The organism is Kitasatospora sp. NPDC001660 (assembly GCF_053596725.1).
The window spans coordinates 81,482-105,905 of record NZ_JBSFGU010000018.1; the positions used below are offsets into that span (position 1 = coordinate 81,482).

Here is a 24,424-nt window from a genome sequence, read left to right on the forward strand (position 1 = left end):
GGGTGGAAAAGACAGACAGGTCAGCCTACACCGAGCAAGGCTAGCAGTTCGGCCGCCACCTGCTCGACGGAGGTGTTGACAAGAGTCGTGTCGAACTCCGGCTCCGCCGCGAGCTCGACCTTGGCGGCCTCCAGCCGCTTCTCGATGACGTCCTGCGGCTCGGTGCCCCGGCCGGTCAGCCGGCGGACCAGCTCGTCCCAGCTCGGCGGAGCCAGGAAGACCAGCTGTGCCTCGGGCATCGACTCGCGCACCTGCCGGGCGCCCTGCAGGTCGATCTCCAGCAGGACGGGCTCGCCGCGCTCCAGCTTCTCCAGCACCGCCGAACGCGGGGTGCCGTAGCGGTTGCCGGCGAAGACGGCCCACTCCAGCAGTTCACCGTTGGCGATCAGCTTGTCGAACTCGTCGTTGTCGACGAAGTGGTACTGGACCCCGTTCTGCTCGCCGGGCCTCGGGTGGCGGGTCGTCGCCGACACCGAGAGCCAGACCTCGGGGTGCTGCTTCCTCATATGAGCGACGACCGTGCTCTTGCCGACCCCCGAAGGGCCGGAGAGCACGGTCAGCCGCGGACGCTCACTCATGCACCGATTATCCCGGATCGCGGACGATCCCGGGACCACGGGGGCACGGTCAGGCGGCACCGCCGCCGAACTCCCGCTCCAGGGAGGCGATCTGGTTCGTGCCGAGACCGCGCACGCGCCGGCTCTCGCTGATGCCGAGGCGCTCCATGATCTGCTTGGCCCGGACCTTGCCGACGCCCGGGAGCGACTCCAGCAGGGCGGAGACCTTCATCTTGCCGATGACATCGTTGTCGGCCTTGCCGGCCTTGATCACCTCGTGCAGGGAGGCGCCGGAGTGCTTGAGCCGGTTCTTGACCTCGGCGCGCTCCCGGCGAGCCTCGGCGGCCTTGGCGAGCGCGGCGGTGCGCTGTTCAGGGGTAAGGGGCGGAAGAGCCACGCCGTTCACCTCAGGGTGTGGAAGGAAGGGATTGAGCTATGACTGGGTTGGTTCTCCAGGACACCTCCGCAAGTGGAACCAAAGGGCCCTGACCTGCGGGAGCTACGAGAATCGCAGCTCTTCGATGACCTATCGCCGGACACTACCCGGATTGCGGCGCCGCGTCAGGAAAAGAACACGAAAAGTCCTGGTCAGCCAAGGCCGACCAGGACTTTCCGGGGCAAAATGACCGCGATTGCGAGACTTTGACACCGCCGATGTGACGGCGCTCACGTCGGGCGGAGGCCGGATCGAGCGGCACCGCCCGGCGCTGCACACACTGCGCAGGGTCACCGCACGGCTACCGCCCAACCCCCGAGCGCTACTTCACGGCGTCCGCGAACTCGCCCACGAACCGCTCGGCCGCCTCGCGCAGCGCCGGCACCGACGGGCCGTGCTTGAGGACGTCCCGGCTGACGCTCGGCACGACGTTGCGCACCGAGGCGCCGAACACCCGCGGCAGGTCCGCCATGGTCGCCCCCTGGGCGCCGATGCCGGGGGCCAGCAGCGGGCCGTTGATCGCCAGGTCCACGCCCGCGTCGGCGAGCGTCGCGCCGACCACCGCGCCGAACGGGCCGAGCGGCTCGGCCCCGGCGTTCTCGGCCGCCAACTGCCGCAGCACGGCCGCCGCGACCGGCTCGCCGTCCGCACCGACGGCGCGCTGCACCTCGCCGCCCTCCGGGTTGGAGGTGAGCGCCAGCGCGAAGACGCCGCAGCCGTGCTCCCGTGCGAGGTCGAGCGCCGGGCGCAGCGAGCCGAAGCCGAGGTACGGGCTGACGGTGAGGGCGTCCGAGAACAGCGGGCTGCCGGGCGCGAGGAAGGCCTCGGCGTAGGCGGCCATGGTGGAGCCGATGTCGCCGCGCTTGGCGTCCATCAGGACCAGCGCACCGGCCGCGCGGGCGTCCTCGACGGTCCGCTCCAGCACCGCGACGCCCTTGCTGCCGAAGCGCTCGAAGAAGGCGGCCTGCGGCTTGAGCACGGCGACCCGGTCGGCCAGCGCCTCGACCACGGTGCGGCTGAAGGTCTCCAGGCCGGCGATGTCGTCGCCGAGTCCCCACGCGGCGAGCAGGGAGGCGTGCGGGTCGATGCCGACGCAGAGCTGGCCGCGGGTGTCGAGGGCCTGGCGCAGCCGGGCGCCGAACGGGGCGAGGGTCATGTCGTCCTTTCCGGACTTTCCAGTGGCGGTACGGGGGTTCGGTTCACGAGGAGCGGACGGCGCTGCCGACCGCCGCGGCCAGGTTGCGCAAGCCCGCGTCCCGGACCCGGGCGGAGAGGCCCTTGTGGATGCGCCGGCACCAGAACGGGCCCTCGTAGATGAAGGCGCTGTAGCCCTGGACGAGGTCGGCACCGTGGATGATCCGCTGCCAGGCGTCCTCGGCGCTCTCCACGCCGCCCACCGAGACGAGCGTCAGCCGGCCCTCGGTGCGGGCGCGCAGCCGCTGGAGGACCTCCAGCGCGCGGGCCTTGAGCGGGGCGCCGGACAGGCCGCCCATGCCGATCTCCTCGACCCGCCGGGCGTCGGCCCGCAGGCCCTCGCGGCCGATCGTGGTGTTGGTGGCGATGATGCCGTCCAGGCCCAGCTCCAGGGCGAGGTCGGCGACCTCGTCGATGTCCTCGTCGGCGAGGTCGGGTGCGATCTTCACCAGCAGCGGCACGCGGTGCGCGGTGGTGCGGTCGGCGGCCTCGCGGACGGCGGCGAGCAGCGGGCGCAGGTGGTCGACGGCCTGCAGGTTGCGCAGCCCGGGGGTGTTCGGCGAGCTGACGTTGACGACCAGGTAGTCGGCGTAACGGGCCAGCCGCTCGGTCGACTTGACGTAGTCGGCGACGGCGTCGGCCTCCTCGACCACCTTGGTCTTGCCGATGTTGACGCCGATCACCGGGGTGGAGCTGGTGTGCGGGCGGGCGGCGAGGCGGGCGGCGACCCGGGCCGAGCCCTGGTTGTTGAAGCCCATCCGGTTGATCAGCGCGCGGTCCTCGACGAGGCGGAACAGCCGGGGCGCCGGGTTGCCGGGCTGGGGCTCGCCGGTGACGGTGCCGATCTCGACGTAGTCGAAGCCGAGCATCGCCAGGCCGTCGATGCCGACGCCGTTCTTGTCGAAGCCGGCCGCGAGCCCGAACGGGCCGGGCAGGTCGAGGCCGAGGGCCTTGGTGTGCAGCGCCCGGTCGCGCGGGGCGAGGACCAGCCGCACCAGGGTGCGCAGGCCGGGCACCGAGGAGGCGAGGCGGATCCAGAAGAAGGCGAGGTGGTGGGCCTTCTCGGGGTCCATCTTCTTGAAGACGAGGTCGAACAGAAGCTTGTACAAGGGTGGTCAACTCCCGGGGCGAATAGCGGAGTTCAAGGCGCGGGCGCAGCCCGTCGAGAGAAGGGCGGTGGCGGGCGACGGGCGGGCATGGAAGCGGGGGGCACCAATCCGACTCCGGTGCCCCCCGCTGCGGTGGTGCTACTTGCGGCCGGCGTTGATCAGCTCGGCGTGCTCCTGGAGCGACATCACCCCGACTTCGTCGCGCAGCAGCGCGTCCATGCCCTGGACCGCGGCGCCCATCGCCTGGACGGTGGTCAGGCACGGCACACCGCGGGAGACCGCCGCGGTGCGGATCTCGTAGCCGTCGAGGCGCCCGCCGGTGCCGTACGGCGTGTTGATGATGAGGTCGACCTCGCCGTCGTTGATCAGCTGGACGATGGTCTTCTCGCCGTTCGGCCCCTCGCCCTCGCTGTGCTTGCGCACCAGCGTGGACGGGATGCCGCCGCGCTGCAGCACCTCGGCGGTGCCGGCGGTGGCGAGCACCTCGAAGCCGAGGCCGACCAGCGCCCGGGCCGGGAAGACCAGGTTGCGCTTGTCCCGGTTGGCGACGGAGACGAAGACCTTGCCCTTGGTCGGCAGCGCGCCGTACGCGCCGGACTGCGCCTTGGCGTAGGCGGTGCCGAAGACCTTGTCGATGCCCATGACCTCACCGGTCGAGCGCATCTCCGGGCCGAGCACGGTGTCCACGCCGCGGCCGTGGATGTCGCGGAAGCGGCTCCACGGCATCACGGCCTCCTTGACCGCGATCGGCGCGTCGGCCGGCAGCGTGCCGCCGTCGCCCTCGGCCGGGAGCAGGCCCTCGGCGCGCAGCTCGGCGATGGTGGCGCCGAGCGAGACCCGGGCGGCCGCCTTGGCCAGCGGCACCGCGGTGGCCTTGGACGTGAACGGCACCGTCCGGGAGGCGCGCGGGTTGGCCTCCAGGACGTAGAGGATGTCCCCGGCCAGCGCGAACTGGATGTTGATCAGGCCGCGGACACCGACACCGCGCGCGATGGCCTCCGTGGAGGTGCGCAGGCGCTTGATGTCGAAGCCGCCGAGGGTGATCGGGGGCAGCGCGCAGGCGGAGTCGCCGGAGTGGATGCCGGCCTCCTCGATGTGCTCCATGACGCCGCCGAGGTAGAGCTCGGTGCCGTCGTAGAGCGCGTCGACGTCGATCTCCACCGCGTCGTCGAGGAAGCGGTCGATGAGCACCGGGTGCTCGGAGATCAGGCCTGCGTGCCGCTCCAGGTAGGAGGCGAGCGAGGCCTCGTCGTAGACGATCTCCATGCCGCGGCCGCCGAGCACGTAGGACGGGCGGGCGAGCACCGGGTAGCCGATCTCGTCGGCGATCGCCTTGGCCTCCTCGAAGGAGAAGGCGGTGCCGTGCTTGGGCGCCGGCAGGCCGGCGTCACGCAGGACGCGGCCGAAGGCGCCGCGCTCCTCGGCGAGGTCGATCGCCTCGGGCTGGGTGCCGACGATCGGCACGCCGTTGTCCTTGAGCGCCTGGGCGAGGCCGAGCGGGGTCTGGCCGCCGAGCTGGACGATGACGCCGGCCAGCGGACCGGCCTGCTGCTCGGCGTGGACGATCTCCAGGACGTCCTCCAGGGTGAGCGGCTCGAAGTAGAGCCGGTCGGAGGTGTCGTAGTCGGTGGAGACGGTCTCCGGGTTGCAGTTGACCATGACGGTCTCGTACCCGGCCTCGGCCAGCGCGAAGGAGGCGTGGACGCAGGAGTAGTCGAACTCGATGCCCTGGCCGATGCGGTTCGGGCCGGAACCGAGGATGATCACCGCGGGCTTGGTGCGCGGGGCGACCTCGCTCTCCTCGTCGTAGGACGAGTAGAAGTACGGGGTCTTGGCGGCGAACTCGGCGGCGCAGGTGTCGACGGTCTTGAACACCGGGCGGATGCCGAGCGCGTGCCGCACCTCGCGGACGACGTCCGGCTTGAGGCCGCGGATCTCGCCGATCTGCTGGTCGGAGAAGCCGTGCCGCTTGGCGTGGCGCAGCAGTTCGGGGGTGAGCTCGGCGGCCTCGACCAGCTCGCCGGCGATCTCGTCGAGCAGGAAGAGCTGGTCGACGAACCACGGGTCGATCCTGGTGGACTCGAACACCTCCTCCGGGGTGGCGCCGGCCCGGATGGCGTCCATCACGGTGTTGATCCGGCCGTCGGTCGGCACGGCGGCCTTGACCAGCAGCTCGGCCTTGTCCCCCACCGGGCTGGTCCAGGTGAACTGGGAGCCCTTCTTCTCCAGCGAGCGCAGCGCCTTCTGCAGCGCCTCGGGGAAGTTGCGGCCGAGGGCCATGGCCTCGCCGACGGACTTCATGGTGGTGGTCAGGGTGGCGTCGGCGCTCGGGAACTTCTCGAACGCGAACCGCGGCACCTTGACGACGACGTAGTCGAGGGTCGGCTCGAAGGAGGCCGGGGTCTCCTCGGTGATGTCGTTCGGGATCTCGTCGAGCGTGTAGCCGACGGCCAGCTTGGCGGCGATCTTGGCGATCGGGAAGCCGGTGGCCTTGGAGGCGAGCGCCGAGGAGCGGGACACGCGCGGGTTCATCTCGATGACGATGACCCGGCCGTCGACGGGGTTGACGGCGAACTGGATGTTGCAGCCGCCGGTGTCGACGCCGACCTCGCGGATGACCGCGATGCCGATGTCGCGCAGGATCTGGTACTCGCGGTCGGTGAGCGTCATCGCCGGGGCGACGGTGATCGAGTCACCGGTGTGCACGCCCATCGGGTCGAAGTTCTCGATGGAGCAGACGACCACGACGTTGTCGTTCTTGTCGCGCATCAGCTCCAGCTCGTACTCCTTCCAGCCGAGGATGGACTCCTCCAGGAGCACCTCGGTGGTCGGCGAGAGGGCCAGGCCCTGACCGGCGATGCGGCGCAGGTCCTCCTCGTTGTACGCGAAGCCGGAGCCGGCGCCGCCCATGGTGAAGGAGGGGCGGACGACGACCGGGTAGCCGCCGAGCGTGTCGACGCCGGCGAGCACCTCGTCCATGGTGTGGCAGATGACCGAGCGGGCGGACTCGCCGTGGCCGATCTTGGCGTTGACGGCTTCGACGACGCCCTTGAACAGGTCGCGGTCCTCGCCCTTGTTGATCGCCACGACGTCGGCGCCGATCAGCTCGACGCCGTACTTCTCCAGCGTGCCGGCCTCGTGCAGGGAGATCGCGGTGTTGAGGGCGGTCTGCCCGCCGAGGGTCGGCAGCAGCGCGTCGGGGCGCTCCTTGGCGATGATCTTCTCGACGAACTCCGGGGTGATCGGCTCGACGTAGGTGGCGTCGGCGATCTCCGGGTCGGTCATGATCGTGGCCGGGTTGGAGTTGACCAGCACGACCCGCAGGCCCTCGGCCTTGAGGACGCGGCAGGCCTGCGTGCCCGAGTAGTCGAACTCGGCGGCCTGGCCGATCACGATCGGGCCGGACCCGATCACCAGGACGGACTTGATGTCAGTGCGCTTAGGCACGCTGGCCCTCCATGAGCTTCACGAAGCGGTCGAACAGGTAGGCGGCGTCGTGCGGGCCGGCGGCCGCTTCGGGGTGGTACTGCACGCTGAAGGCGGGCACGTCGAGCGCCTGCAGGCCCTCGACCACGTCGTCGTTGAGGCAGACGTGGGAGACCTCGACCCGCCCGTAGGGGGTGTCGCTCACCTTGTCCAGCGGCGCGTTCACGGCGAAGCCGTGGTTGTGGGCGGTCACCTCGACCTTGCCGGTGGTGCGGTCCTGCACCGGCTGGTTGATGCCGCGGTGGCCGTACTTGAGCTTGTAGGTGCCGAAGCCGAGGGCGCGGCCGAGGATCTGGTTGCCGAAGCAGATCCCGAAGAACGGGGTCCCCCGCTCCAGCACGCCCTGCGCGACGGCGACCTGGTGGTCGGCGGTGGCCGGGTCGCCCGGGCCGTTCGAGAAGAAGACGCCGTCCGGGTTGACCGCGTAGACGTCCTCCAGGGTGGCGTTGGCCGGCAGCACGTGCACCTCGATGCCGCGCTCGGCCATCCGCTGCGGGGTCATCGCCTTGATGCCGAGGTCCAGCGCGGCGACGGTGAACTTCTTCGCACCGATGGCGGGGACGATGTACGGCTCGGTGGTGGCGACCTCGGCGCACAGGTCGGCGCCCTTCATCTCGGGCGACTGCTGCACCCGGGCGAGCAGGGCGGCCGGGTCGGCCAGCGCCTCGCCGGAGAAGATGCCGCAGCGCATCGCGCCGCGCTCGCGCAGGTGCCGGGTGAGCGCGCGGGTGTCGATGCCGCTGATGCCGACGACGCCCTGACGGACCAGCTCCTCGTCCAGCGAGCGGCGGGAGCGCCAGTTGGACGCGACCCGGGCGGGGTCGCGCACGACGTAGCCGGCGACCCAGATCTGCTTGGACTCGTCGTCCTCGTCGTTCCAGCCGGTGTTGCCGATCTGGGGGGCGGTCATCGCGACCACCTGGCGGTGGTACGACGGGTCGGTCAGGGTCTCCTGGTAGCCGGACATGCCGGTGTTGAAGACCGCTTCGCCGAAGGTCTCGCCGATCGCGCCGTAGGCCTGGCCGCGGAAGGTCCGGCCGTCCTCCAGGACGAGCACGGCAGGGACTCGTTCCCGCCGTTGGCGCTGCGTGGTGGGGGCAGGTGCGGTCATTGCGCGGCCTCTTCCGTCTTCGTCTTCGTACGTGTTGCGAGTTGAGCGACCGCCTCGACCCAGGCGGCGTGCTCGTCGGGGTGGTCGGCCCGGAAGCCGGAGTCCAGTTCGGTCCCCTCGTGCGTCCAGGTGACGACGAGGATCCCGGCCGGGACGACCTTGCCGGCGATCCCGGAGTCCGTGCGGGCACCGGTCAGGTGCCCGGCGGGGATCCAGAGGTCGATGTCACCGGGGCGCCGCACCAGCAGGCCGTCCTCGCCGAGCGTGAGATCGGCGTGGCTGCGGGTGCCCAGGCCGTGTGCGACGACCCGGTCGAGCCAGTTCCCGGCGGTGGTGGTGCCGTGGTACCGGCCGCTGCTCTCCAGGATGGTCCGGCCGGCGTCGGCCGGCACGGCGGGCAGCGGCGGGATGCCGGACTGCAGGGTGCGCCGCCAGTTCCAGCCCTGGCGCATCAGCCAGTAGACGAGGCCGATCACGATCAGCAGGCCGACGGCCCAGCCGATGTACCCGGGCCAGTTGTGGACCTTGGCCTGCTCCTGGGCGAGCGGGGTGAGCGTGCCGTGGGAGACCCCACCGATCGTTCGCTCGGCAAGCGCGCTCATGCCTCGGCGCCCTGTTCGACGAGTTCGCCGGCCAGGACGGTGGCCCGTCCGCGCAGGAAGGTGGCGTGCACCCGTCCGGGCAGGTCGAGGCCCTTGTAGGGGGTGTTGCGGCTGCGGGTGGCGAAGCTGTCCGGGTTCACGGCACCACGGTACGCGGGATCGAACAGCACCAGATTGGCCGGCTCACCGACCGAGACGGACCGGCCCTGGCCCGCGAGACGGCCGATCCGGGCCGGGCGGTGCGACATGCGGTCGGCGACGCCCTCCCAGTTCAGCAGGCCGGTGTCGACCATGGTCTGCTGCACGACCGACAGCGCGGTCTCCAGGCCGACCATGCCCATCGCGGCGACCGCCCACTCGCAGTCCTTGTCCTCGGCCGGGTGCGGCGCGTGGTCGGTGGCGACGGCGTCGATGGTGCCGTCGGCGAGCGCCTTGCGCAGTGCCTGGACGTCCTCGGCGGTGCGCAGCGGCGGGTTCACCTTGTAGACCGGGTCGTAGGAGCGGACCAGCTCGTCGGTGAGCAGCAGGTGGTGCGGGGTGACCTCGGCGGTCACGTCCCAGCCCTTGGCCTTGGCCCAGCGGATGATCTCGACCGAGCCGGCGGTGGAGACGTGGCAGACGTGCAGCCGGGAGCCGACGTGCGCGGCGAGCAGCACGTCGCGGGCGATGATCGACTCCTCGGCGACGGCCGGCCAGCCGCCGAGCCCGAGCTCGCCGGAGACCTGGCCCTCGTTCATCTGGGCGCCCTCGGTGAGCCGCGGCTCCTGGGCGTGCTGGGCGACGACGCCGTCGAAGGCCTTGACGTACTCCAGGGCGCGGCGCATCAGCACGGCGTCGTCGACGCACTTGCCGTCGTCGGAGAAGACCCGGACGTTCGCGGCGGACTCGTGCATGGCGCCCAGCTCGGCGAGCTTCTTGCCCTCCAGGCCGACGGTGACGGCGCCGACCGGCTGCACGTCGCAGTAGCCGGCCTCCTGGCCGAGCCGCCAGACCTGCTCGACGACACCGGCGGTGTCGGCCACCGGGGTGGTGTTGGCCATCGCGTGCACGGCGGTGAAGCCGCCCCTCGCGGCGGCCCGCGTGCCGGTGAGCACGGTCTCGGCGTCCTCGCGGCCGGGCTCGCGCAGGTGGGTGTGCAGGTCGACCAGGCCGGGCAGCACGATCATGCCGGTGGCGTCGATCTCGATGTCGGCCTCGACGGCCAGGCCGGTGCCGATCGCCTCGATCACACCGCCGGCGAGGTGGAGGTCCTGCGGGGCGCCGCCGACGATCTGGGCGTTGCGGATCAGGTAGGTGACCATGTTGTCGGTTCGCTCGCTTCGCTCGTTCACTGGGCGGTCTCCACGGATTCGGTGCGGGCGGCGTCGTTCGGGCCATCGGCGAAGACGGCCCCGCCGAGGAGCAGGTACAGCACGGCCATGCGCACCGACACGCCGTTGGCGACCTGCTCGACCACGGTGCAGCGCGGCGAGTCGGCGACCTCGGCGGTGATCTCCATGCCGCGGACCATCGGGCCGGGGTGCATGACGATCGCGTGCTCGGGCAGCTGGGCCATCCGGAGGCCGTTCATGCCGTAGCGGCGGCTGTACTCGCGCTCGGTCGGGAAGAACGCGGCGTTCATCCGCTCGCGCTGCACCCGGAGCATCATCAGCGCGTCCGTCTTGGGGAGCACGCTCTCCAGGTCGTAGCTGATCTCGCAGGGCCAGTTCTCGATGCCGATCGGCAGCAGCGTCGGCGGGGCGACGAAGGTGACCTGGGCGCCGAGGGTGGTCAGCAGGTGGACGTTGGAGCGGGCGACCCGGCTGTGCAGGACGTCGCCGACGATCGTCACCCGGCGCCCCTCCAGCCCCCGCCCAAGGCCGTTCGCCGCCGGTCCCGGGTTGAGGTGGCGCCGCATCGTGAAGGCGTCGAGCAGCGCCTGGGTGGGGTGCTCGTGGGTGCCGTCACCGGCGTTGATGACGCTGCCGTGCAGCCAGTCGGACTGCGCCAGGCGGGCCGGCGCGCCGGAGGCGTGGTGGCGGATGACGACCGCGTCGGCGCCCATGGCCTGCAGGGTCAGCGCGGTGTCCTTGAGGCTCTCGCCCTTGGAGACGGAGGAGCCCTTGGCGGAGAAGTTGATGACGTCCGCGGAGAGCCGCTTCTCGGCGACCTCGAAGGAGGTCTTGGTGCGGGTCGAGTCCTCGAAGAAGAGGTTGACGACGGTCCGGCCGCGCAGCGTGGGCAGCTTCTTGACGGCCCGCCCGGAGAGCTGGGCCAGCTCCTCGGCGGTGTCCAGGATCAGCAGCGCGTCGTCGCGGCTGAGATCGGCGGCGGAGACGAGGTGGCGCTTCACGCGGGCTACTCCGGGAGGTGCGGTTCGGACGGCTGGGCGGCCAGGGCCTGGGACGAGCGCGCGGTGTGGTCCCGGTCGCCGACCAGGACGGCGTCCACGCCGTCGGTGTCGGCGAGGCGCACCTGCACGGCCTCGCGCAGCGAGGTGGGGAGGTTCTTGCCCACGTAGTCGGCGCGGATCGGCAGCTCGCGGTGGCCCCGGTCGACCAGGACGGCCAGCTGGACGGCGCGCGGACGGCCGATGTCGCTGAGCGCGTCGAGCGCGGCCCGGACGGTGCGGCCGGAGAACAGCACGTCGTCGACGAGGATCACGAGCTTGCCGTCGATGCCGCCGGCCGGGATCTCGGTGTGCTCCAGGGCGCGGGCGGGCTTGAGCCGCAGGTCGTCCCGGTACATCGTGATGTCCAGGGTGCCGAGCGGGATCTCGCGGCCGGTGATCCGGGCGAGCCGGTCGTGCAGGCGGCGGGAGAGGTGGACGCCGCGGGTGTGGATGCCGAGCAGCACGACGTCCTCCGCGCCCTTGGCGCGCTCGACGATCTCGTGCGCTATCCGGGTGATGACCCGGGCGATGTCCGTGCCGTCCAGCACCTGGTGCGGTGCGCGGGGTGACGGATCCTGGTGTGTGGTCATGCCGAAGCGGACCTCCTTCCCCGCCTCACGGGACGGGCCTTAAAGGATGTCTGGGATGGCCCCCGCCGACCGGGCGTGGGCTTCGGGCAATCCTATCAGCGCGCAAGCGGGCAAACGGACCTCCACCATTCCGCTTCACGGGGTTAACGCGCTCGACGCACCCCGGACGCAGGCCATTCGCACGACTGCCCCATTCGGCTTGACGCGACACCTTACTCTACGTAACCTCACAGTGAGTTACGAGACGGACGTCGAACCCACCGGTAACGACGTCGGCAATCGCCCGTGACCCACCACTGAACGCGAAGCAATCTCGTCCGGGGAGATCAATGTCCAGCGACTACGCGAAGCAACTCGGAGGCAAGCTCCGAGCGATCCGCACTCAGCAGGGGCTCTCCCTGCACGGTGTCGAGGAGAAGTCCCAGGGGCGCTGGAAGGCAGTCGTCGTCGGCTCGTACGAGCGCGGCGACCGTGCGGTCACCGTGCAGCGGCTGGCCGAGCTGGCGGAGTTCTACGGCGTCCCGGTGCAGGAGCTGCTGCCCGGCGGCACCCCCGGTGGCGCGGCCGAGCCGCCGCCGCGGCTGGTCCTCGACCTGGAGAGACTGACCCAGGTCCCGTCCGAGAAGGCCGGCCCGCTGCAGCGCTACGCGGCGACCATCCAGAGCCAGCGCGGCGACTACAACGGCAAGGTGCTGTCGATCCGCCAGGACGACCTGCGCACCCTGGCCGTCATCTACGACCAGTCGCCGTCGATCCTCACCGAGCAGCTCATCTCGTGGGGCGTGCTCAACCCCGACGCGCGCCGGGCGGTGCGCGAGGAGGAGGCGAGCTGACGCTCGCCGCACCGGCTCCCGCCAGCGGAAACGAGGCTCGCATCACCCTTGCGGGCACGCAGAAACGTCACGGCGCGGCACCTCGGGCATCGAGGGCCGCGCCGTGGCGTGTCCGAGCACTGCGTCGCGCCCGAAGACACACCCGAGGCCTCAGCAGACCGCGCCCAGGCTGTAGCCGGGCTGCGCCGCCACGCCGTCCAGCCGCACCGGCCGGGCCGCCGGCGCCCAGTCCGGCCCTCCGCTCGACCAGGCCCACGCGGTCGGCCGGAAGTGCTCATCCGCGGCTCCGCCCCCGGCCTCGCAGGACGCCGCCGACCCCTGCGAACCGTGCAGCACCGCCACCCCCGGCAGCTCCAGGGCCAGCCCGGCGCACAGCACCGCGCAGACCAGCTCCAGGTCCTCGTCGTTGATCCGCACGACGCCGTCCTCCCACTGGAGGATCCGCGCCGCCGCGCTCAGCTTCCCGCCGGGCGCGTTCAGCCGCAGCCGCAGCTCGTACACCCCGGCGCCCGCGCCGACCAGCATCCGGCGGAACACCTCGGCGCCGCGCTGGTGGGCGGCGCGCACCCAGCGGCCGTGCTCCTCGTCCGCCTCGCCGGTGCCCCCGTACAGCCCGCCGTCGAGGAGCAGGTCGGCGTGGCAGAGCGTCAGCCCGTTCTCACGGGCGCGGACCAGGCGCGGCACGAAGTCGCCGGCCAGTTCCTCGCCCTGGTAGGCGAGCAGCTGGGGCTGCAGCGGCGGGTTGACCAGGTAGCGGTCGCGGGCGGCGGGCTCGGCCGGGTCCAGCCCGTGCAGGACGCAGAACTCGGCGAAGTCCTGCGGGTGGAACATCCGCGCCCGGACGGTGTCGAAGCGCCGCAGCGCCTCGGCGAGCAGGTCCGCGGTGTCGGCCAGGTACCGCTCGTAGTCGGGGGCGTCGGTCACCCGCCAGGCGCGGGCCCGCTCGAAGTCCGCGGCGCTGGTCAGCACGCCGATGACGAAGGCCTGGTCGGCGCCCTCGCCCCGGTGCCGCCGGTGCGCAGCGCGGGCGTTCGGGCGGAGGCCGCCGGCGGTGCAGTCGGAGATGCGGCGGGCGCGGCCGTTGCGGCTCATGCGCCCACCTCGCTGAGCTCGGCAGGGGCCTTCGCCCACACGCACCTCTCGATGGCTCGCTCGCTTCGCTCGCTCACGTGGAAGCTCCTGGCGTCGGCGGGCACCGTCGGAAGGCCGACGGTCAGCGGCGGGGCCGCCGCTGACCGTGTTACTCCCCAGTCCCGCGCGCCGCACACGTACGGCGTGTCACAGGAATGTAACCACCGGTAATGCGCCGGTTCTCACGCCGGGCGCGGCACCCGGGCCAGCTGGCGCGACTGCGCGACCAGGCGGCCGGCCTCGTCCCAGACCTCGGCGTCCTCCTCGAAGTAGCCGCCGGCCAGGTTCCGGGTGGCGTGGGTGACCCGCAGCCAGCCGGGCGCCGGCCTGGCCCGCAGGTGGACGGTGAGTTCGACGGTCGGCGCCCAGCCGGGCATCCCCAGGTCGAAGGTGACCGGCGGCAGCGCGTCGGCGACCAGCAGGAGCAGCAGCGGGTCGGGCTCGCGGCCGTCGGCGAGACGGAACCAGCCCTGGATCCGCCCGTTGCCGGAGGGCTGCCCGAGCGCCCAGCCGATCGTGGCCGGGTCGAGCCGCAGGTCGAAGCGCTCCAACAGCGCGGCCTGGGCGATGAGCTCCTTGGGCGCGTGCTCGACGCCGATGCACTGGTCCGGCGGCGGCAGCTGCGGCGGCTGTGCGCTCGTGCGCACCTCGCCCTCGGCGGCGCAGAGGTCCCCGTGGCTGGCGACGACGCGCAGCCGCTCGACACCGTCCTGGCTGAGCGAGGCGGTGCCGGTGGACAGGCCGCGGCCCGAGCGCAGCACCTCGGTGCGGACGGTGGCCGGGCCCGGCACCGACGCGGACAGGTAGTAACCGCTGATCGACACCGGGTCGGGGTGGTCGCCGTGCTCCAGCGACAGCGCGTGCCCGGCGACGGCGAGCAGCAGCCCGCCGTTGACGCCGCCGCCGATCTGCCAGCCCGCGCCGAGCTCGCCGTCGTAGCGCCCCGGCTCCTCGGGGTGTCTGCTCAGCGCGATGCCCTGGTCGAACTCGCTGCGGATCGCCGTGGTCATGGGGTTGGCCTGCCCTTCACTGCGGACGTGCGTCGGGAACACCTGGGGATCTCGAACGGTAAGTTACCGGCGAGTAGGGTCCCAACATACGCCACCCGGGTGAAACGCGCGACGGCCGCCGGACCCTTGATCGGGTCCGGCGGCCGTTCACGGGATCTGCCGTTGTTACCGGCGGATGCTCGGCTTCAGCTCCAGGAAGCGGGCGAGCAGGCCGTTGACGAAGGCCGGGGAGTCGTCCGTGGAGAACTCCTTGGCGATCTCGACGGCCTCGTCCAGGACGACGGCGTCCGGGACGCCGTCCTCCCAGATCAGCTCGTAGGCGCCGAGCCGCAGGACGTTGCGGTCCACGATCGGCATCCGGTCGAGCGTCCACCCCACCGCGTACTGCGAGATCAGCTCGTCGATCCGGCGGGCGTGCCGGACGTATCCCTCGATCAGCTCCATCGTGTACTCGCCGACCTGCGGGGTGCCCTCGTCGGGCTTGGGCTCGCGGGCGCGGGCCACCCAGTCGGCGAGGACCTGCTGCGGGTCGACCCCGCGGTGGTCGGCCTCGAAGAGGATCTGGAAGGCCCGGGTGCGGGCCTTGCTGCGTGCGGCCGACACGGACTTACTTCACCCGGCCGAGGTAGCTGCCGTCGCGGGTGTCGACCTTGACCTTCTCGCCGGTGACGACGAACAGCGGGACCTGGATCTCGGCACCGGTCTCCAGGGTGGCCGGCTTGGTGCCACCGGTGGAGCGGTCGCCCTGGACGCCCGGCTCGGTGTGCTCGATGGTCAGCTCGACGGCGGCCGGGAGCTCGATGTACAGCACCGCGCCCTCGTTGGTGGCGACCAGGGCCTCGAAGCCCTCCAGCAGGTACTTGGCGGCGTCGCCGACCACGGCCGGCTCGACGGTCAGCTGGTCGTAGGTGTCCATGTCCATGAACACGAAGTTCTCGCCGTCCTTGTACGAGAACTGCATGCCGCGCTTGTCGACGTTGGCGGTCTCGACCTTGGTGCCCGCGTTGAAGGTCTTGTCGACGACCTTGCCGGTCAGGACCTCCTTGAGCTTGGTACGCACGAAGGCCGGGCCCTTACCGGGCTTGACGTGCTGGAACTCGACGACGGACCAGAGCTTGCCGCCCTCCAGCTTGAGGACCATGCCGTTCTTGAGATCGTTCGTGGAAGCCACGGGCGCACTTACTCCTGGATATAGCTGTCAAGGAACCAAGGGGTCGCGTCCTGCCGTCGGTGGCCGTCAGGGGCCGCCGTCACAGGGCGAGGAGCTCCTTGGTGGTGATGGTGAGCAGCTCGGGCCCGCCCTCTTCGAGGGGGCGCACGACGAGCGTGTCCTCGATCCGGACCCCGCCCTTGCCCGGGATGTGTACCCCCGGGCCGACGGTGACCGGTACGCGGCTGTCCAGTTTACCCATGTCCGCGGGACCGAGGCGCGGCGCCTCCCGGATCTCCAGCCCGATGCCGTGGCCCACCGGGTGCGGGGAGGCCTCGGGGTGGCCGGCCGCGTCCAGGATCTGCCGGGCGGCCCGGTCGGGTACGCACTGCTCGACGCCCGGTCCGAGCGCCTCCCGGCCGGCCCGCTGCGCCCGGAACACCAGCCGGTGCAGCTCGACCTGCCAGGGCGCGGGCGCGGCGCCGATCACGAAGGTCCGGGCGGTCGACACGCCGTACCCGCGGTACTGCGCGCCGAGCACGACGGTCAGGAAGTCGCCCTCCTCGACGCGGCGGTCGGTCGGCTGGTGGGCGGGCTGGCCGGAGTGGCTGCCGGTGCCGACCGAGACCGGGAAGGCCGCCCGGTCGGCGCCGTGGTCGATCATCCGGCGCTCCAGCTCCATCGCCAGGTGCCGCTCGGTGCGGCCGACCAGGATCGACTCCAGCAGCTCGCCGAGCGCCTGGTCGGCGATCTCGGCGGCGATGCGCAGGTCGGCGATCTCGTGCTCGTCCTTGATCACCCGCAGCCGCTCCACGACCTGCCCCAGCTCGGTCAGCCGGACCCCCTCGGCCATGCTCGCCACCGCGCGGTGACGCAGGACGGTCAGGTCGTGCTCCTCCACCGCCAGGGCCTGCACCCGCAGCCGGGAGGCCTCGACCGCGGCGGCCAGCGCGGTGTCCGCCCCGGTCGGCACCGGCACCTGGGTGACATCGGCGGCGATCAGGTGTTCCCCGGTGTCGTCCGGCGGCAGGTCGTCCGGCAGCGACAGCAGCGCCCGCTCCCTGGTGAGCAGCAGGGTCGCACCGCAGGGGGCGCAGCCGGTCAGGTACCGCACGTTGGCCGGCCGGGTGATCAGCGCCGCATCGGCCCCGGCCGCACTGCAGTGCTCCCGCAGCCGCTCCCGTCGACCCGCGTACGCATCAGACATGCGTCGAGCCTACGAACCCCCACCCGGATCCGCCCGCCGAGCACCCCCGACGGGGGCGTGACCTTTACCCGCCCACGCCCCCACCGGCGCCGTCGCACCACTTCCGGGTCGATGAGCCCCCGCCGCAGGGGCCGCCTCATCCACCGTCGACCGGGCGTCGCCCGATCGAGCCGGCGAGCGCTCCCTGCACGTCCGCAGAGATGGTTCACAACCCTGTGGTCACCGCGCTGCCGGCGTGCGGGGTGCCGAAGGAACGGCTGCGCCCGGTGCAGGTGCTCCGCGCCGGGCTCGCGGTCGCGGGGACGCTGCCGATCGCGGCGGCGTACCTCACGAGCCGTCGCCGCCCCAGCGCTTCTCGACCCCGGCCAGCTTCCAGTACCCGATCGCCACGGCCCAGACGACGACGAACAGAGCGGCGATGGCGTACCCGACGTTGTCCAGCGAGATGTCCGCGATCCAGCCGGTGACCGGGTCGGTCAGGTCCAGCTTCTCGTGCAGCACGCCGACCAGTTCGATCGTGCCGATGATGAACGCCACCGCGATCGACAGCCCAGTGATCGTCAGGTTGTAGTACACCTTGCGCACCGGGTTGGAGAACGCCCACTGGTACGCGAAGTTCATGAACGTCCCGTCCAGCGTGTCGAACAGGCTCATCCCCGCCGCGAACAGCAGCGGCAGGCAGACGATCGCGTACCAGGGCAGCCCGGCCGCCGCGCCCGAACCGGCCATCACCATCAGAGTGACCTCGGTCGCGGTGTCGAAGCCGAGGCCGAGCACCATGCCCACCGGGAACATCTGGCCGGGCCGGGTGATCGAGCGGGTCGCCCGGTTGAGCACCCGGGCCAGGAAGCCGCGCGAGTTGAGGTGCTCCTCCAGCTCAGCCTCGTCGTACTGTCCGGCGCGCATCGCCCGGAACACCTTCAGGATGCCGAGCAGCGCCGCCAGGTTGAGCGCGCCGATCAGGTAGAGGAAGGCGCCGGAGGCCGTCGTGCCGACCATGCCCAGCCACTGGTGGGTGGTCGACTCGTCGTCCATCAGCGTGTTCGCCAGCTGCGCGCCGCCCGCGACCAGGGCGGCCATGATGACCACCATCGACGAGTGCCCGAGGGCGAACCAGAAGCCCACCGAGACCGGCCGCTTGCCGTCGGCCATCAGCTTGCGGGTGGTGTTGTCGATCACCGCGATGTGGTCGGCGTCGAAGGCGTGCCGCATGCCGAGCGTGTACGCCGTGATGCCGAGGCCCACCCCGAAGACCTGGGTGCCGACGGCGTAGTTGTGGGGCGCCACCAGGAAGATCAGGGTCCCGAACGCCACCACGTGCATGGCCAGGATCACCCCGATCAGCCCGGCGGTGCGGACGGTGTCCTCTCGCTTCCACCGGAAGGTGGGCAGCACGGCGGGCGCGGCCTCGGGGGCGGCGGTTTCGGGCAGGGTCATCTTCGGATCACGCTCCAGCACCTCGTGGAAACACTTCGTGAGATGCCGTGGCCGGTCTCCTGGCTGACGGGGCTCCCGTACCCGCCTTCCCAGGCGCGCGAAGCGCCCAGTGGCGTGTGGGTACGAGCGAACTCCCCCGATCACAGTGGCGAGGGCCGCTCCGGACTGGGACCCCTGAGGGTCCGTCACCGGTCTTCCCGAGCACCACGGCGGGGAACACCGTAGGGGCCCGGTCCCACCCATGCAAGGCTGCGCACCTGCGCAGGTGTCCAGGATCACAGGTCGTGAGCTGCCAGAATGTCCGCATGCATCTCGTACCGGCCGACCGCGCGGGCCACCGCACCATCGACGGGCACCGGGTCTGCGAGGCCATCGCCGCGATCGGCGACGCCGCGCACGTCCGCTCGTGGTCCGAGCGGTTCTCCCTGCTCGCGGACCCCGGCCGGCTGGCCCTCCTGCTCGCCCTCCACCGCGCCGGCCCGCTCGCCGTCACCGACCTCGCCGTCGCCACCGGCATGCGCGACCCGGCCGTCTCCCAGGCCCTGCGGCTGCTCCGTACGGCCGGCGTGGTCACCGGCGACAAGGACGGACGCGTCGTGCGCTACCGGCTCGTGGACGACAGCATGCGCCCCCTCCTCGACGAGTGCGCCGCAGCCGATCACCACGAGCCCACCGCCGCGGCGGGCTGACCGGCCCCCGGAAACACCACGGGGAGCGGGCCGGACGAGTACGATCACGGCGTGCCGGCCCACCCCCATGCCTGGCGCGCCGACCGCTGGAACACCCGGCCGGTCAGGGCCTGCGGGCACCGGCCGCACCGCCGGCCCGGGCCCAGCCACCTGAATCCCGCTCAGGCCGCCTGGCAGGTCGGACACCAGAACAGGTTGCGCGCCGCGTGCGACTCCGTCCGCACGTCCGTGCCGCAGACCAGGCAGGGCATCGCGGCACGACGGTAGACGTAGACCTCGCCGCCGTGGTCGTCGACGCGCGGCGGGCGGCCCATCGCCTCGGGGGTGTGTTCGGGGCGGACGGTGTCGATGCGGCCCGCGCCGACGCCCTCGCGCATCAGCGCGACGAGGTCCGCCCAGATCGTGTCCCACTCGGCCCGGGTGAGGTCCCGGCCCGCGCGGTGCGGGTTGATGCCGTGCCGGAAGAGCACCTCGGCGCGGTAGACGTTGCCCACCCCGGCCAGCACCTTCTGGTCCATCAGCAGGGCCGCGACGGTCGTCCGGCTGGCCGATATCCGGCGCCACGCGGCGTCCGGGTCGGCGTCGGCGCGCAGCGGGTCGGGCCCGAGGCGTGCGGCGACGGCGGCTTTCTCGGCGCCGGTGATCAGCGCGCAGGTGTTGGGACCGCGCAGGTCGGCGTGGGCGTCGTCGTTCTCCAGGCGCAGCCGGATCAGCCCGACGGGCTCCGGGGCGGGCCCGGCGGCGAAGGTGAAGCCGCCGTAGAGGCCGAGGTGGACGTGGACCCAGGCGCCCTCCTCGAAGCCGAGGAAGAGGTGCTTGCCGGTGGCCTCCGCCCCGACCAGCACCTGCCCGTCGATCAGCTTGGCGCCGTCGGCGAACCGGCCCTGCGGGCTGGACACCCGGACGGGCCGGCCGCCGAAGACCTTGGTGTTCTCGGCCGCGAGGCGGTGGATGATGTGGCCTTCCGGCACGGGCTCGGCTCCCCTGGGACGGATCAACTCGACCCGTCCATTCTCCCAGCCGGCTCCGACAGCCCGGCTCAGCGGACCGGCATCCCCATCAGCCGGGCCAGGATCACCCGGTCCAGCTCGGCCGCCGTCGCGGCGACGTCCAGGTGCGAGTTGTCGATGATCGGCAGCCCGGAGTTGTACCAGCCGGCCATCCGCCCGTGGATGCGGGCGACCTCCTCGTCGCTCAGCCGCCGGTTGCCGCTGCGCCGGGCGTTGCGCACGAGCACCGAGTCGAGGCTGGGCAGCAGCACGACGGGCAGCATGCCGGGGCCGATGTGCCGTTTCCAACCGCCGAGGCCGATGGCCGGGCGGTCGGGGAAGACGGCGTCGTCGATGATGCAGGAGATGCCGTTGGCGAGGTAGTTGCGGCAGGCGAAGCCGCAGGTTCGGCGGGCCAGCCGGTACTGGGCCTCGGAGGCGTTGTTCCAGCCGGACTGCGGGTTGGCGAAGCCGGACTGCACCCACTCGCGGACGTCGTCCAGGCTGATGTGTGCGGTCGGGGTGCGCCGCCGCTCGGCCCAGTGCCGGGCGACGGTGGTCTTGCCGGCGCCTGCGGGCCCGATCAGCAGGACGGCGATCGGCCCGGCGGGCGCGTGCCGCTGCGACGGGTGGGCCGGGAGCTGGACGGGCGCGCCGGAGGGCAGGACGAAGTGCCCGGTGGCCCCGGCCGGCATCGGCGCGGTGGGCCCGGTCGGCGCGACGGGGGGAGGCGCGACGGGAGCGGGCGCGACGGGCGCGGCCGGAACCGGCGCGGGCGGGATGGGAGCGGGCGGGACGGGAGCGGGCGCGACGGGAGCGGCCGGAACCGGCGCGGGCGGGACGGGCGGCGGCACGCGCCCGCCGAACGGCGGCGGCCCGGGGGCCGTGGCGGCCGTGGCGGCCCCGGCGGCCGGCCGGACCGGCGGAGCGACGGGACGAGGGGGCACCTGCCCACCCCCGGCGTACTGCGTCACGGTCACCTCCCGACTTCTCCCAGCGGGGACACTACACGGCGGCCCGGCGACGGGCACAGTCCGCCGCCGGGCCGCCGCCCGTCCGAGCCCTCCGACCGGCCGGAACGCACCGCCGCGCCCCGGTCCGCCGACCGTCCGTCAGCGTGTGGTGAGCTGCTCCGCCAGGGCGCGCAGGGCGAGTTCGTACGAGCCGAGCCCGAACCCGGCGATGGTGCCGGAGGCGACGGCGGCGATGACCGAGGTGTGCCGGAAGGTCTCGCGCGCGTACGGGTTGGAGATGTGCACCTCGATGAGCGGCGCGGTGCGCTGCGCCGCGGCGTCCCGCATGGCGTACGAGTAGTGCGTGAACGCGCCCGGGTTGATCACCACGGGCACCTTCCCGTCGGCCGCCTCGTGCAGCCACTCGACCATCCGCTGCTCGGAGTTGGTCTCGTGCACCTCGACCTCGAAGCCGAACTCCTTGCCGAGCGCCGTGCAGCGCTCGACCAGCCCGGCGTACGAGGTGGCGCCGTAGACGTCCGGCTCGCGGCTGCCGAGCCGCCCGAGGTTGGGGCCGTTGAGCACCATCACCCTGGTCACGCCGAGACCTCCGCGTAGGCGGCGACGAGCAGGGACGGGTCGGGGCCCTCCAGGACGGAGGTCTTGCCGAGGCCGTCCAGGACGACGAAGCGGATCAGGTCGCCGCGCGACTTCTTGTCGATCTTCATCGCGTCCAGCAGCTTCGGCCAGGCGTCCGCCCGGTAGGTCAGCGGCAGGCCGACGGAGGCCAGCACGGTGCGGTGCCGGTCGGCCGTCCCGTCGTCCAGCCGCCCGGCGAGGCGGCCGAGTTCGGCGGCGTAGACCATGCCGATGGAGATCGCGGCGCCGTGCCGCCACTTGTACCGCTCGTTGCGCTCGATGGCGTGGCCGAGGGTGTGCCCGTAGTTGAGGATCTCGCGCTGCCCGGCCTCCTTGAGGTCCCCCGAGACCACGTCGGCCTTGACCTGGATGGCGCGCCGGATCAGCTCGACGGTGTGCGGGCCGGCCGGGGTCCTGGCGCCCTCGGGGTCGGCCTCGATCAGGTCGAGGATCGCCGGGTCGGCGATGAAGCCGCACTTGATGACCTCGGCGAGGCCGGAGACGTAGTCGTGCTTCGGCACGGTCTCCAGCGTGCCGAGGTCGGCCAGCACGCCCACCGGCGGGTGGAAGGCGCCGACCATGTTCTTGCCCTCGGCGATGTTGATGCCGGTCTTGCCGCCGACGGCCGCGTCGACCATGCCGAGCAGCGTGGTGGGCATCGCCACCCAGCGCACCCCGCGCAGCCAGGTCGCGGCGACGAAGCCGGCCAGGTCGGTGGTGGCACCGCCGCCGAGGCCGACGATGACGTCGCTGCGGGTGAACCCGGTCTGCCCGAGCACCGACCAGCAGTACGCGGCGACCTCGGCGCTCTTCGCCTCCTCGGCGTTGGGCACCTGGAGCGCGATCGCCTCGTAGCCCTCGCCGAGCAGGTCCTCGCGGACGGCGTCGGCGGTGGCGGCCAGCGCCTCCGGGTGGATGATCGCGACCCGCTTGGCGCGCGTGCCGATCAGCGGCGTCAGCTCGCCCAGCAGCTGGTGCCCGATCAGCACGTCGTACGGGTCGTGGCCGGCGCTGCCGCCGACGTGAATCCTGACGATGTCAGTCATGGGGGGTCTTCAGCTCCAGTGCTTCCAGTACGGCGTCCGCGACCTGCTCGGGGGTGCGGCCCGCGGTGTCGACGACGGCGGTGGCCACCTCCAGGTAGAGGGGGCGGCGGGCCTCCATCAGCTCGCGCCAACGGGCCCGCGGGTTGACGGCCAGCAGCGGTCGCGGCGCGTCCAGGCCGACCCGCTTGACCGCGTCGGCCAGCGGGACCTCCAGGAAGACCACGGGCAGCTCGCGCAGCAGCGCGCGGGTGGCCTCGGCCATCACCGCGCCGCCGCCGAGCGCGAGCACCCCGTCGTGTCCCTCGGCGGCCGCGCGCACCGCGCCGACCTCCAGCTCGCGGAAGTGCGGCTCGCCCTCGTCGATGAAGATCTCGGGGATCGGCTTGCCGGCCAGCGTCTCGATGTCGGCGTCGGTGTCCCGGAAGCCCACGCCGAGGCGCTCGGCCAGGGCGCGCCCGACCGTGGACTTGCCACTGCCCGGCGGACCGACCAGCACCAGGACGGGCGAACTGCTCCCGGCCCTCGTCCCGCTCGGCCGGTCGCTTCGCGAGGACGCCCTTTCTTCCGGTCGCTCGCTTCGCTCGCTCATTATCGGACGATCAGGTGGTCGAGGTAGCTCTGCACGTTGCGCCGGGTCTCGGAGACGTGGTCGCCGCCGAACTTCTCGTTCACCGCGTCGGCCAGCACCAGGGCGACCATCGCCTCTGCGACGATGCCCGCGGCGGGCACCGCGCAGACGTCGGAGCGCTGGTGGTGCGCCTTGGCCGGTTCGCCGGTGCGCACGTCCAGGGTCTGCAGGGCCCGCGGCACGGTCGCGATCGGCTTCATCGCGGCCCGCACGCGCAGCAGCTCACCGGTGGACAGGCCGCCCTCGGTGCCGCCGGAACGGCCGGAGGTGCGCTTGACGCCCCCGGCGGTCGGGACGATCTCGTCGTGCGCCTTCGAGCCCGGCACCCGGGCCAGCTCGAAGCCGTCGCCGACCTCGACGCCCTTGATCGCCTGGATGCCCATCAGCGCGGCGGCCAGCCGGGCGTCCAGGCGGCGGTCCCAGTGCACGTGCGAGCCCAGGCCCACCGGCACCCCGTACGCCAGCACCTCCACGACGCCGCCGAGCGTGTCGCCGTCCTTGTGGGCCTGGTCGATCTCGGCGACCATCGCCTTCGACGCGTCGGCGTCCAGGCAGCGCACCGGGTCCGCGTCCAGCCGCGCCTCGTCCGAGGGCAGCGGCAGCACGCCGGCCGGCGCCTTGGCCGCGGCCAGCTCCACGACGTGGCTGACGATCTCGATCCCGCAGGTCTCCTTCAGGTACGAGCGGGCGACGGCGCCCAGCGCGACCCGGGCGGCCGTCTCGCGGGCGCTCGCGCGCTCCAGGATCGGGCGGGCCTCGTCGATCGAGTACTTCTGCATGCCGGCCAGGTCGGCGTGGCCCGGACGGGGGCGGGTCAGCGCCTCGTTGCGGGCCAGGCCCGCCAGCACCTCGGGGTCGACCGGGTCGGCCGACATGACCTGCTCCCACTTCGGCCACTCGGTGTTGCCGACCATGACCGCCACCGGGCTGCCCATGGTCAGGCCGTGCCGGACGCCGCCGAGGAAGGTCACCTCGTCCTGCTCGAACTTCATCCGCGCGCCACGGCCGTACCCGAGCCGGCGGCGCGCCAGCGCGTCGGCCACCACGGCGGTGGTGACCGGTACACCAGCGGGCAGGCCCTCCAGCGTCGCGACCAGTGCGGGGCCGTGCGACTCCCCCGCCGTCAGCCAGCGCAACGTACCCAACGGAGCTCCTTCATCAGCGGTCCGGCCGACGGGCCGGCCCGGGCGTGCCTTCCGCCCGAATCCTTTCACGTCCCGGCGGCGCCCCGCGGCGCAGTCCGCGTGACGGACGGC

General features: G+C 72.4%; 24 protein-coding genes and 1 riboswitch. Of the genes, 2 read left to right on the forward strand and 22 right to left on the reverse strand.

Going from position 1 to position 24,424, the window contains the following annotated elements; genetic code table 11:
- Nucleotides 1-20 precede the first annotated feature (20 nt).
- From gmk to pyrR, 10 genes are all read right to left on the reverse strand, one after another.
- A complete protein-coding gene (gene gmk / locus ACWCXH_RS20870; RefSeq protein ID WP_449802921.1) occupies nt 21-578 on the reverse strand; it encodes a guanylate kinase in 558 nt (185 codons plus the stop codon).
- A 49-nt stretch (nt 579-627) separates the two neighbouring features.
- A complete protein-coding gene (mihF, locus tag ACWCXH_RS20875) occupies nt 628-954 on the reverse strand; it encodes an integration host factor, actinobacterial type (RefSeq protein WP_030056187.1) in 327 nt (108 codons plus the stop codon).
- A gap of 361 nt (nt 955-1,315) precedes the next feature.
- On the reverse strand, nt 1,316-2,149 hold the full coding sequence (gene pyrF, locus ACWCXH_RS20880; RefSeq protein WP_449802922.1) for an orotidine-5'-phosphate decarboxylase: 834 nt from the start codon (nt 2,147-2,149) through the stop codon (nt 1,316-1,318).
- Between the two features lie 43 nt (nt 2,150-2,192).
- Nucleotides 2,193-3,296, reverse strand: a complete 1,104-nt coding sequence (locus ACWCXH_RS20885) for a quinone-dependent dihydroorotate dehydrogenase (protein ID WP_449802923.1) — start codon at nt 3,294-3,296, stop codon at nt 2,193-2,195.
- A 138-nt stretch (nt 3,297-3,434) separates the two neighbouring features.
- Complete coding sequence (gene carB / locus ACWCXH_RS20890) at nt 3,435-6,743, reverse strand: carbamoyl-phosphate synthase large subunit (protein WP_449802924.1); 3,309 nt, start codon at nt 6,741-6,743, stop codon at nt 3,435-3,437.
- On the reverse strand, nt 6,736-7,893 hold the full coding sequence (carA, locus tag ACWCXH_RS20895) for a glutamine-hydrolyzing carbamoyl-phosphate synthase small subunit (protein ID WP_449802925.1): 1,158 nt from the start codon (nt 7,891-7,893) through the stop codon (nt 6,736-6,738). Before carA ends, carB begins: the two co-directional genes overlap by 8 nt.
- Entirely contained in the window at nt 7,890-8,495 is a 606-nt protein-coding gene (locus ACWCXH_RS20900; RefSeq protein WP_449802926.1) for a PH-like domain-containing protein, read from the reverse strand. The genes carA and ACWCXH_RS20900 overlap by 4 nt, the downstream gene beginning before the upstream one ends.
- Nucleotides 8,492-9,796 carry a dihydroorotase gene (locus ACWCXH_RS20905; RefSeq protein WP_449802983.1) on the reverse strand — a complete coding sequence of 435 codons (1,305 nt, stop codon included), beginning with the start codon at nt 9,794-9,796 and terminating at the stop codon, nt 8,492-8,494. The genes ACWCXH_RS20900 and ACWCXH_RS20905 overlap by 4 nt, the downstream gene beginning before the upstream one ends.
- A 26-nt stretch (nt 9,797-9,822) precedes the next feature.
- Entirely contained in the window at nt 9,823-10,827 is a 1,005-nt protein-coding gene (locus ACWCXH_RS20910; RefSeq protein WP_449802927.1) for an aspartate carbamoyltransferase catalytic subunit, read from the reverse strand.
- Nucleotides 10,828-10,832: 5 nt separating this feature from the next.
- Nucleotides 10,833-11,456 (reverse strand): bifunctional pyr operon transcriptional regulator/uracil phosphoribosyltransferase PyrR, encoded by a 624-nt coding sequence (gene pyrR, locus ACWCXH_RS20915; RefSeq protein WP_449802928.1) that lies wholly within the window; start codon nt 11,454-11,456, stop codon nt 10,833-10,835.
- A 329-nt stretch (nt 11,457-11,785) separates the two neighbouring features.
- Between pyrR and bldD the strand changes: the two genes are divergently transcribed.
- On the forward strand, nt 11,786-12,289 hold the full coding sequence (bldD, locus tag ACWCXH_RS20920; protein WP_031072501.1) for a transcriptional regulator BldD: 504 nt from the start codon (nt 11,786-11,788) through the stop codon (nt 12,287-12,289).
- A gap of 150 nt (nt 12,290-12,439) precedes the next feature.
- On the opposite strand, the gene ACWCXH_RS20925 is transcribed toward bldD, so the two are convergent.
- The 6 genes from ACWCXH_RS20925 to ACWCXH_RS20950 form a co-directional block, all read right to left on the reverse strand.
- Nucleotides 12,440-13,381, reverse strand: coding sequence for a hypothetical protein (locus ACWCXH_RS20925; protein ID WP_449802929.1), 942 nt, complete (start codon nt 13,379-13,381; stop codon nt 12,440-12,442).
- Nucleotides 13,382-13,602: 221 nt separating this feature from the next.
- Nucleotides 13,603-14,430: a thioesterase family protein gene (locus tag ACWCXH_RS20930; RefSeq protein ID WP_449802930.1), complete on the reverse strand. Its 828-nt coding sequence runs from the start codon at nt 14,428-14,430 to the stop codon at nt 13,603-13,605.
- A 165-nt stretch (nt 14,431-14,595) separates the two neighbouring features.
- Nucleotides 14,596-15,033: a transcription antitermination factor NusB gene (nusB, locus tag ACWCXH_RS20935; protein WP_449802931.1), complete on the reverse strand. Its 438-nt coding sequence runs from the start codon at nt 15,031-15,033 to the stop codon at nt 14,596-14,598.
- Between the two features lie 4 nt (nt 15,034-15,037).
- Nucleotides 15,038-15,601: an elongation factor P gene (efp, locus tag ACWCXH_RS20940; protein ID WP_045692866.1), complete on the reverse strand. Its 564-nt coding sequence runs from the start codon at nt 15,599-15,601 to the stop codon at nt 15,038-15,040.
- A gap of 79 nt (nt 15,602-15,680) precedes the next feature.
- A complete protein-coding gene (locus ACWCXH_RS20945) occupies nt 15,681-16,787 on the reverse strand; it encodes a M24 family metallopeptidase (protein WP_449802932.1) in 1,107 nt (368 codons plus the stop codon).
- 327 nt (nt 16,788-17,114) lie between these two features.
- Nucleotides 17,115-18,224: a HoxN/HupN/NixA family nickel/cobalt transporter gene (locus ACWCXH_RS20950; protein WP_449802933.1), complete on the reverse strand. Its 1,110-nt coding sequence runs from the start codon at nt 18,222-18,224 to the stop codon at nt 17,115-17,117.
- A 32-nt stretch (nt 18,225-18,256) separates the two neighbouring features.
- Nucleotides 18,257-18,448: riboswitch (cobalamin riboswitch) on the reverse strand.
- Between the two features lie 81 nt (nt 18,449-18,529).
- Here ACWCXH_RS20950 and ACWCXH_RS20955 point away from each other — a divergent pair.
- Nucleotides 18,530-18,913, forward strand: coding sequence for an ArsR/SmtB family transcription factor (locus ACWCXH_RS20955; RefSeq protein ID WP_449802934.1), 384 nt, complete (start codon nt 18,530-18,532; stop codon nt 18,911-18,913).
- A 161-nt stretch (nt 18,914-19,074) separates the two neighbouring features.
- Here ACWCXH_RS20955 and ACWCXH_RS20960 read toward each other — a convergent pair whose 3' ends face one another.
- From ACWCXH_RS20960 to aroC, 6 genes are all read right to left on the reverse strand, one after another.
- Nucleotides 19,075-19,884 (reverse strand): Fpg/Nei family DNA glycosylase, encoded by an 810-nt coding sequence (locus tag ACWCXH_RS20960; RefSeq protein WP_449802935.1) that lies wholly within the window; start codon nt 19,882-19,884, stop codon nt 19,075-19,077.
- A 68-nt stretch (nt 19,885-19,952) separates the two neighbouring features.
- Nucleotides 19,953-20,882 carry an AAA family ATPase gene (locus tag ACWCXH_RS20965; RefSeq protein ID WP_449802936.1) on the reverse strand — a complete coding sequence of 310 codons (930 nt, stop codon included), beginning with the start codon at nt 20,880-20,882 and terminating at the stop codon, nt 19,953-19,955.
- Between the two features lie 132 nt (nt 20,883-21,014).
- The gene (gene aroQ / locus ACWCXH_RS20970) at nt 21,015-21,443 is read right to left on the reverse strand and encodes a type II 3-dehydroquinate dehydratase (protein ID WP_449802984.1); all 429 of its coding nucleotides are present in this window, start codon (nt 21,441-21,443) and stop codon (nt 21,015-21,017) included.
- Nucleotides 21,444-21,451: 8 nt separating this feature from the next.
- Nucleotides 21,452-22,540, reverse strand: a complete 1,089-nt coding sequence (gene aroB, locus ACWCXH_RS20975; protein WP_449802937.1) for a 3-dehydroquinate synthase — start codon at nt 22,538-22,540, stop codon at nt 21,452-21,454.
- Nucleotides 22,533-23,129, reverse strand: coding sequence for a shikimate kinase (locus ACWCXH_RS20980; RefSeq protein WP_449802938.1), 597 nt, complete (start codon nt 23,127-23,129; stop codon nt 22,533-22,535). The genes aroB and ACWCXH_RS20980 overlap by 8 nt, the downstream gene beginning before the upstream one ends.
- Nucleotides 23,129-24,313 (reverse strand): chorismate synthase, encoded by a 1,185-nt coding sequence (gene aroC / locus ACWCXH_RS20985; RefSeq protein ID WP_449802939.1) that lies wholly within the window; start codon nt 24,311-24,313, stop codon nt 23,129-23,131. The genes ACWCXH_RS20980 and aroC overlap by 1 nt, the downstream gene beginning before the upstream one ends.
- Nucleotides 24,314-24,424 lie beyond the last annotated feature (111 nt).

Excerpts from the sequence above, each read along its gene's own strand:
- gmk (WP_449802921.1), bottom strand. The coding sequence starts at position 578 with ATGAGTGAGCGTCCGCGGCTGACCGTGCTCTCCGGCCCTTCGGGGGTC.
- pyrF (WP_449802922.1), bottom strand. The coding sequence starts at position 2,149 with ATGACCCTCGCCCCGTTCGGCGCCCGGCTGCGCCAGGCCCTCGACACC.
- carA (WP_449802925.1), bottom strand. The coding sequence starts at position 7,893 with ATGACCGCACCTGCCCCCACCACGCAGCGCCAACGGCGGGAACGAGTC.
- ACWCXH_RS20900 (WP_449802926.1), bottom strand. The coding sequence starts at position 8,495 with ATGAGCGCGCTTGCCGAGCGAACGATCGGTGGGGTCTCCCACGGCACG.
- ACWCXH_RS20905 (WP_449802983.1), bottom strand. The coding sequence starts at position 9,796 with ATGGTCACCTACCTGATCCGCAACGCCCAGATCGTCGGCGGCGCCCCG.
- pyrR (WP_449802928.1), bottom strand. The coding sequence starts at position 11,456 with ATGACCACACACCAGGATCCGTCACCCCGCGCACCGCACCAGGTGCTG.
- bldD (WP_031072501.1), top strand. The coding sequence starts at position 11,786 with ATGTCCAGCGACTACGCGAAGCAACTCGGAGGCAAGCTCCGAGCGATC.
- ACWCXH_RS20925 (WP_449802929.1), bottom strand. The coding sequence starts at position 13,381 with ATGAGCCGCAACGGCCGCGCCCGCCGCATCTCCGACTGCACCGCCGGC.
- ACWCXH_RS20930 (WP_449802930.1), bottom strand. The coding sequence starts at position 14,430 with ATGACCACGGCGATCCGCAGCGAGTTCGACCAGGGCATCGCGCTGAGC.
- ACWCXH_RS20945 (WP_449802932.1), bottom strand. The coding sequence starts at position 16,787 with ATGTCTGATGCGTACGCGGGTCGACGGGAGCGGCTGCGGGAGCACTGC.
- ACWCXH_RS20950 (WP_449802933.1), bottom strand. The coding sequence starts at position 18,224 with ATGACCCTGCCCGAAACCGCCGCCCCCGAGGCCGCGCCCGCCGTGCTG.
- ACWCXH_RS20955 (WP_449802934.1), top strand. The coding sequence starts at position 18,530 with ATGCATCTCGTACCGGCCGACCGCGCGGGCCACCGCACCATCGACGGG.
- aroQ (WP_449802984.1), bottom strand. The coding sequence starts at position 21,443 with ATGGTGCTCAACGGCCCCAACCTCGGGCGGCTCGGCAGCCGCGAGCCG.
- aroB (WP_449802937.1), bottom strand. The coding sequence starts at position 22,540 with ATGACTGACATCGTCAGGATTCACGTCGGCGGCAGCGCCGGCCACGAC.
- ACWCXH_RS20980 (WP_449802938.1), bottom strand. The coding sequence starts at position 23,129 with ATGAGCGAGCGAAGCGAGCGACCGGAAGAAAGGGCGTCCTCGCGAAGC.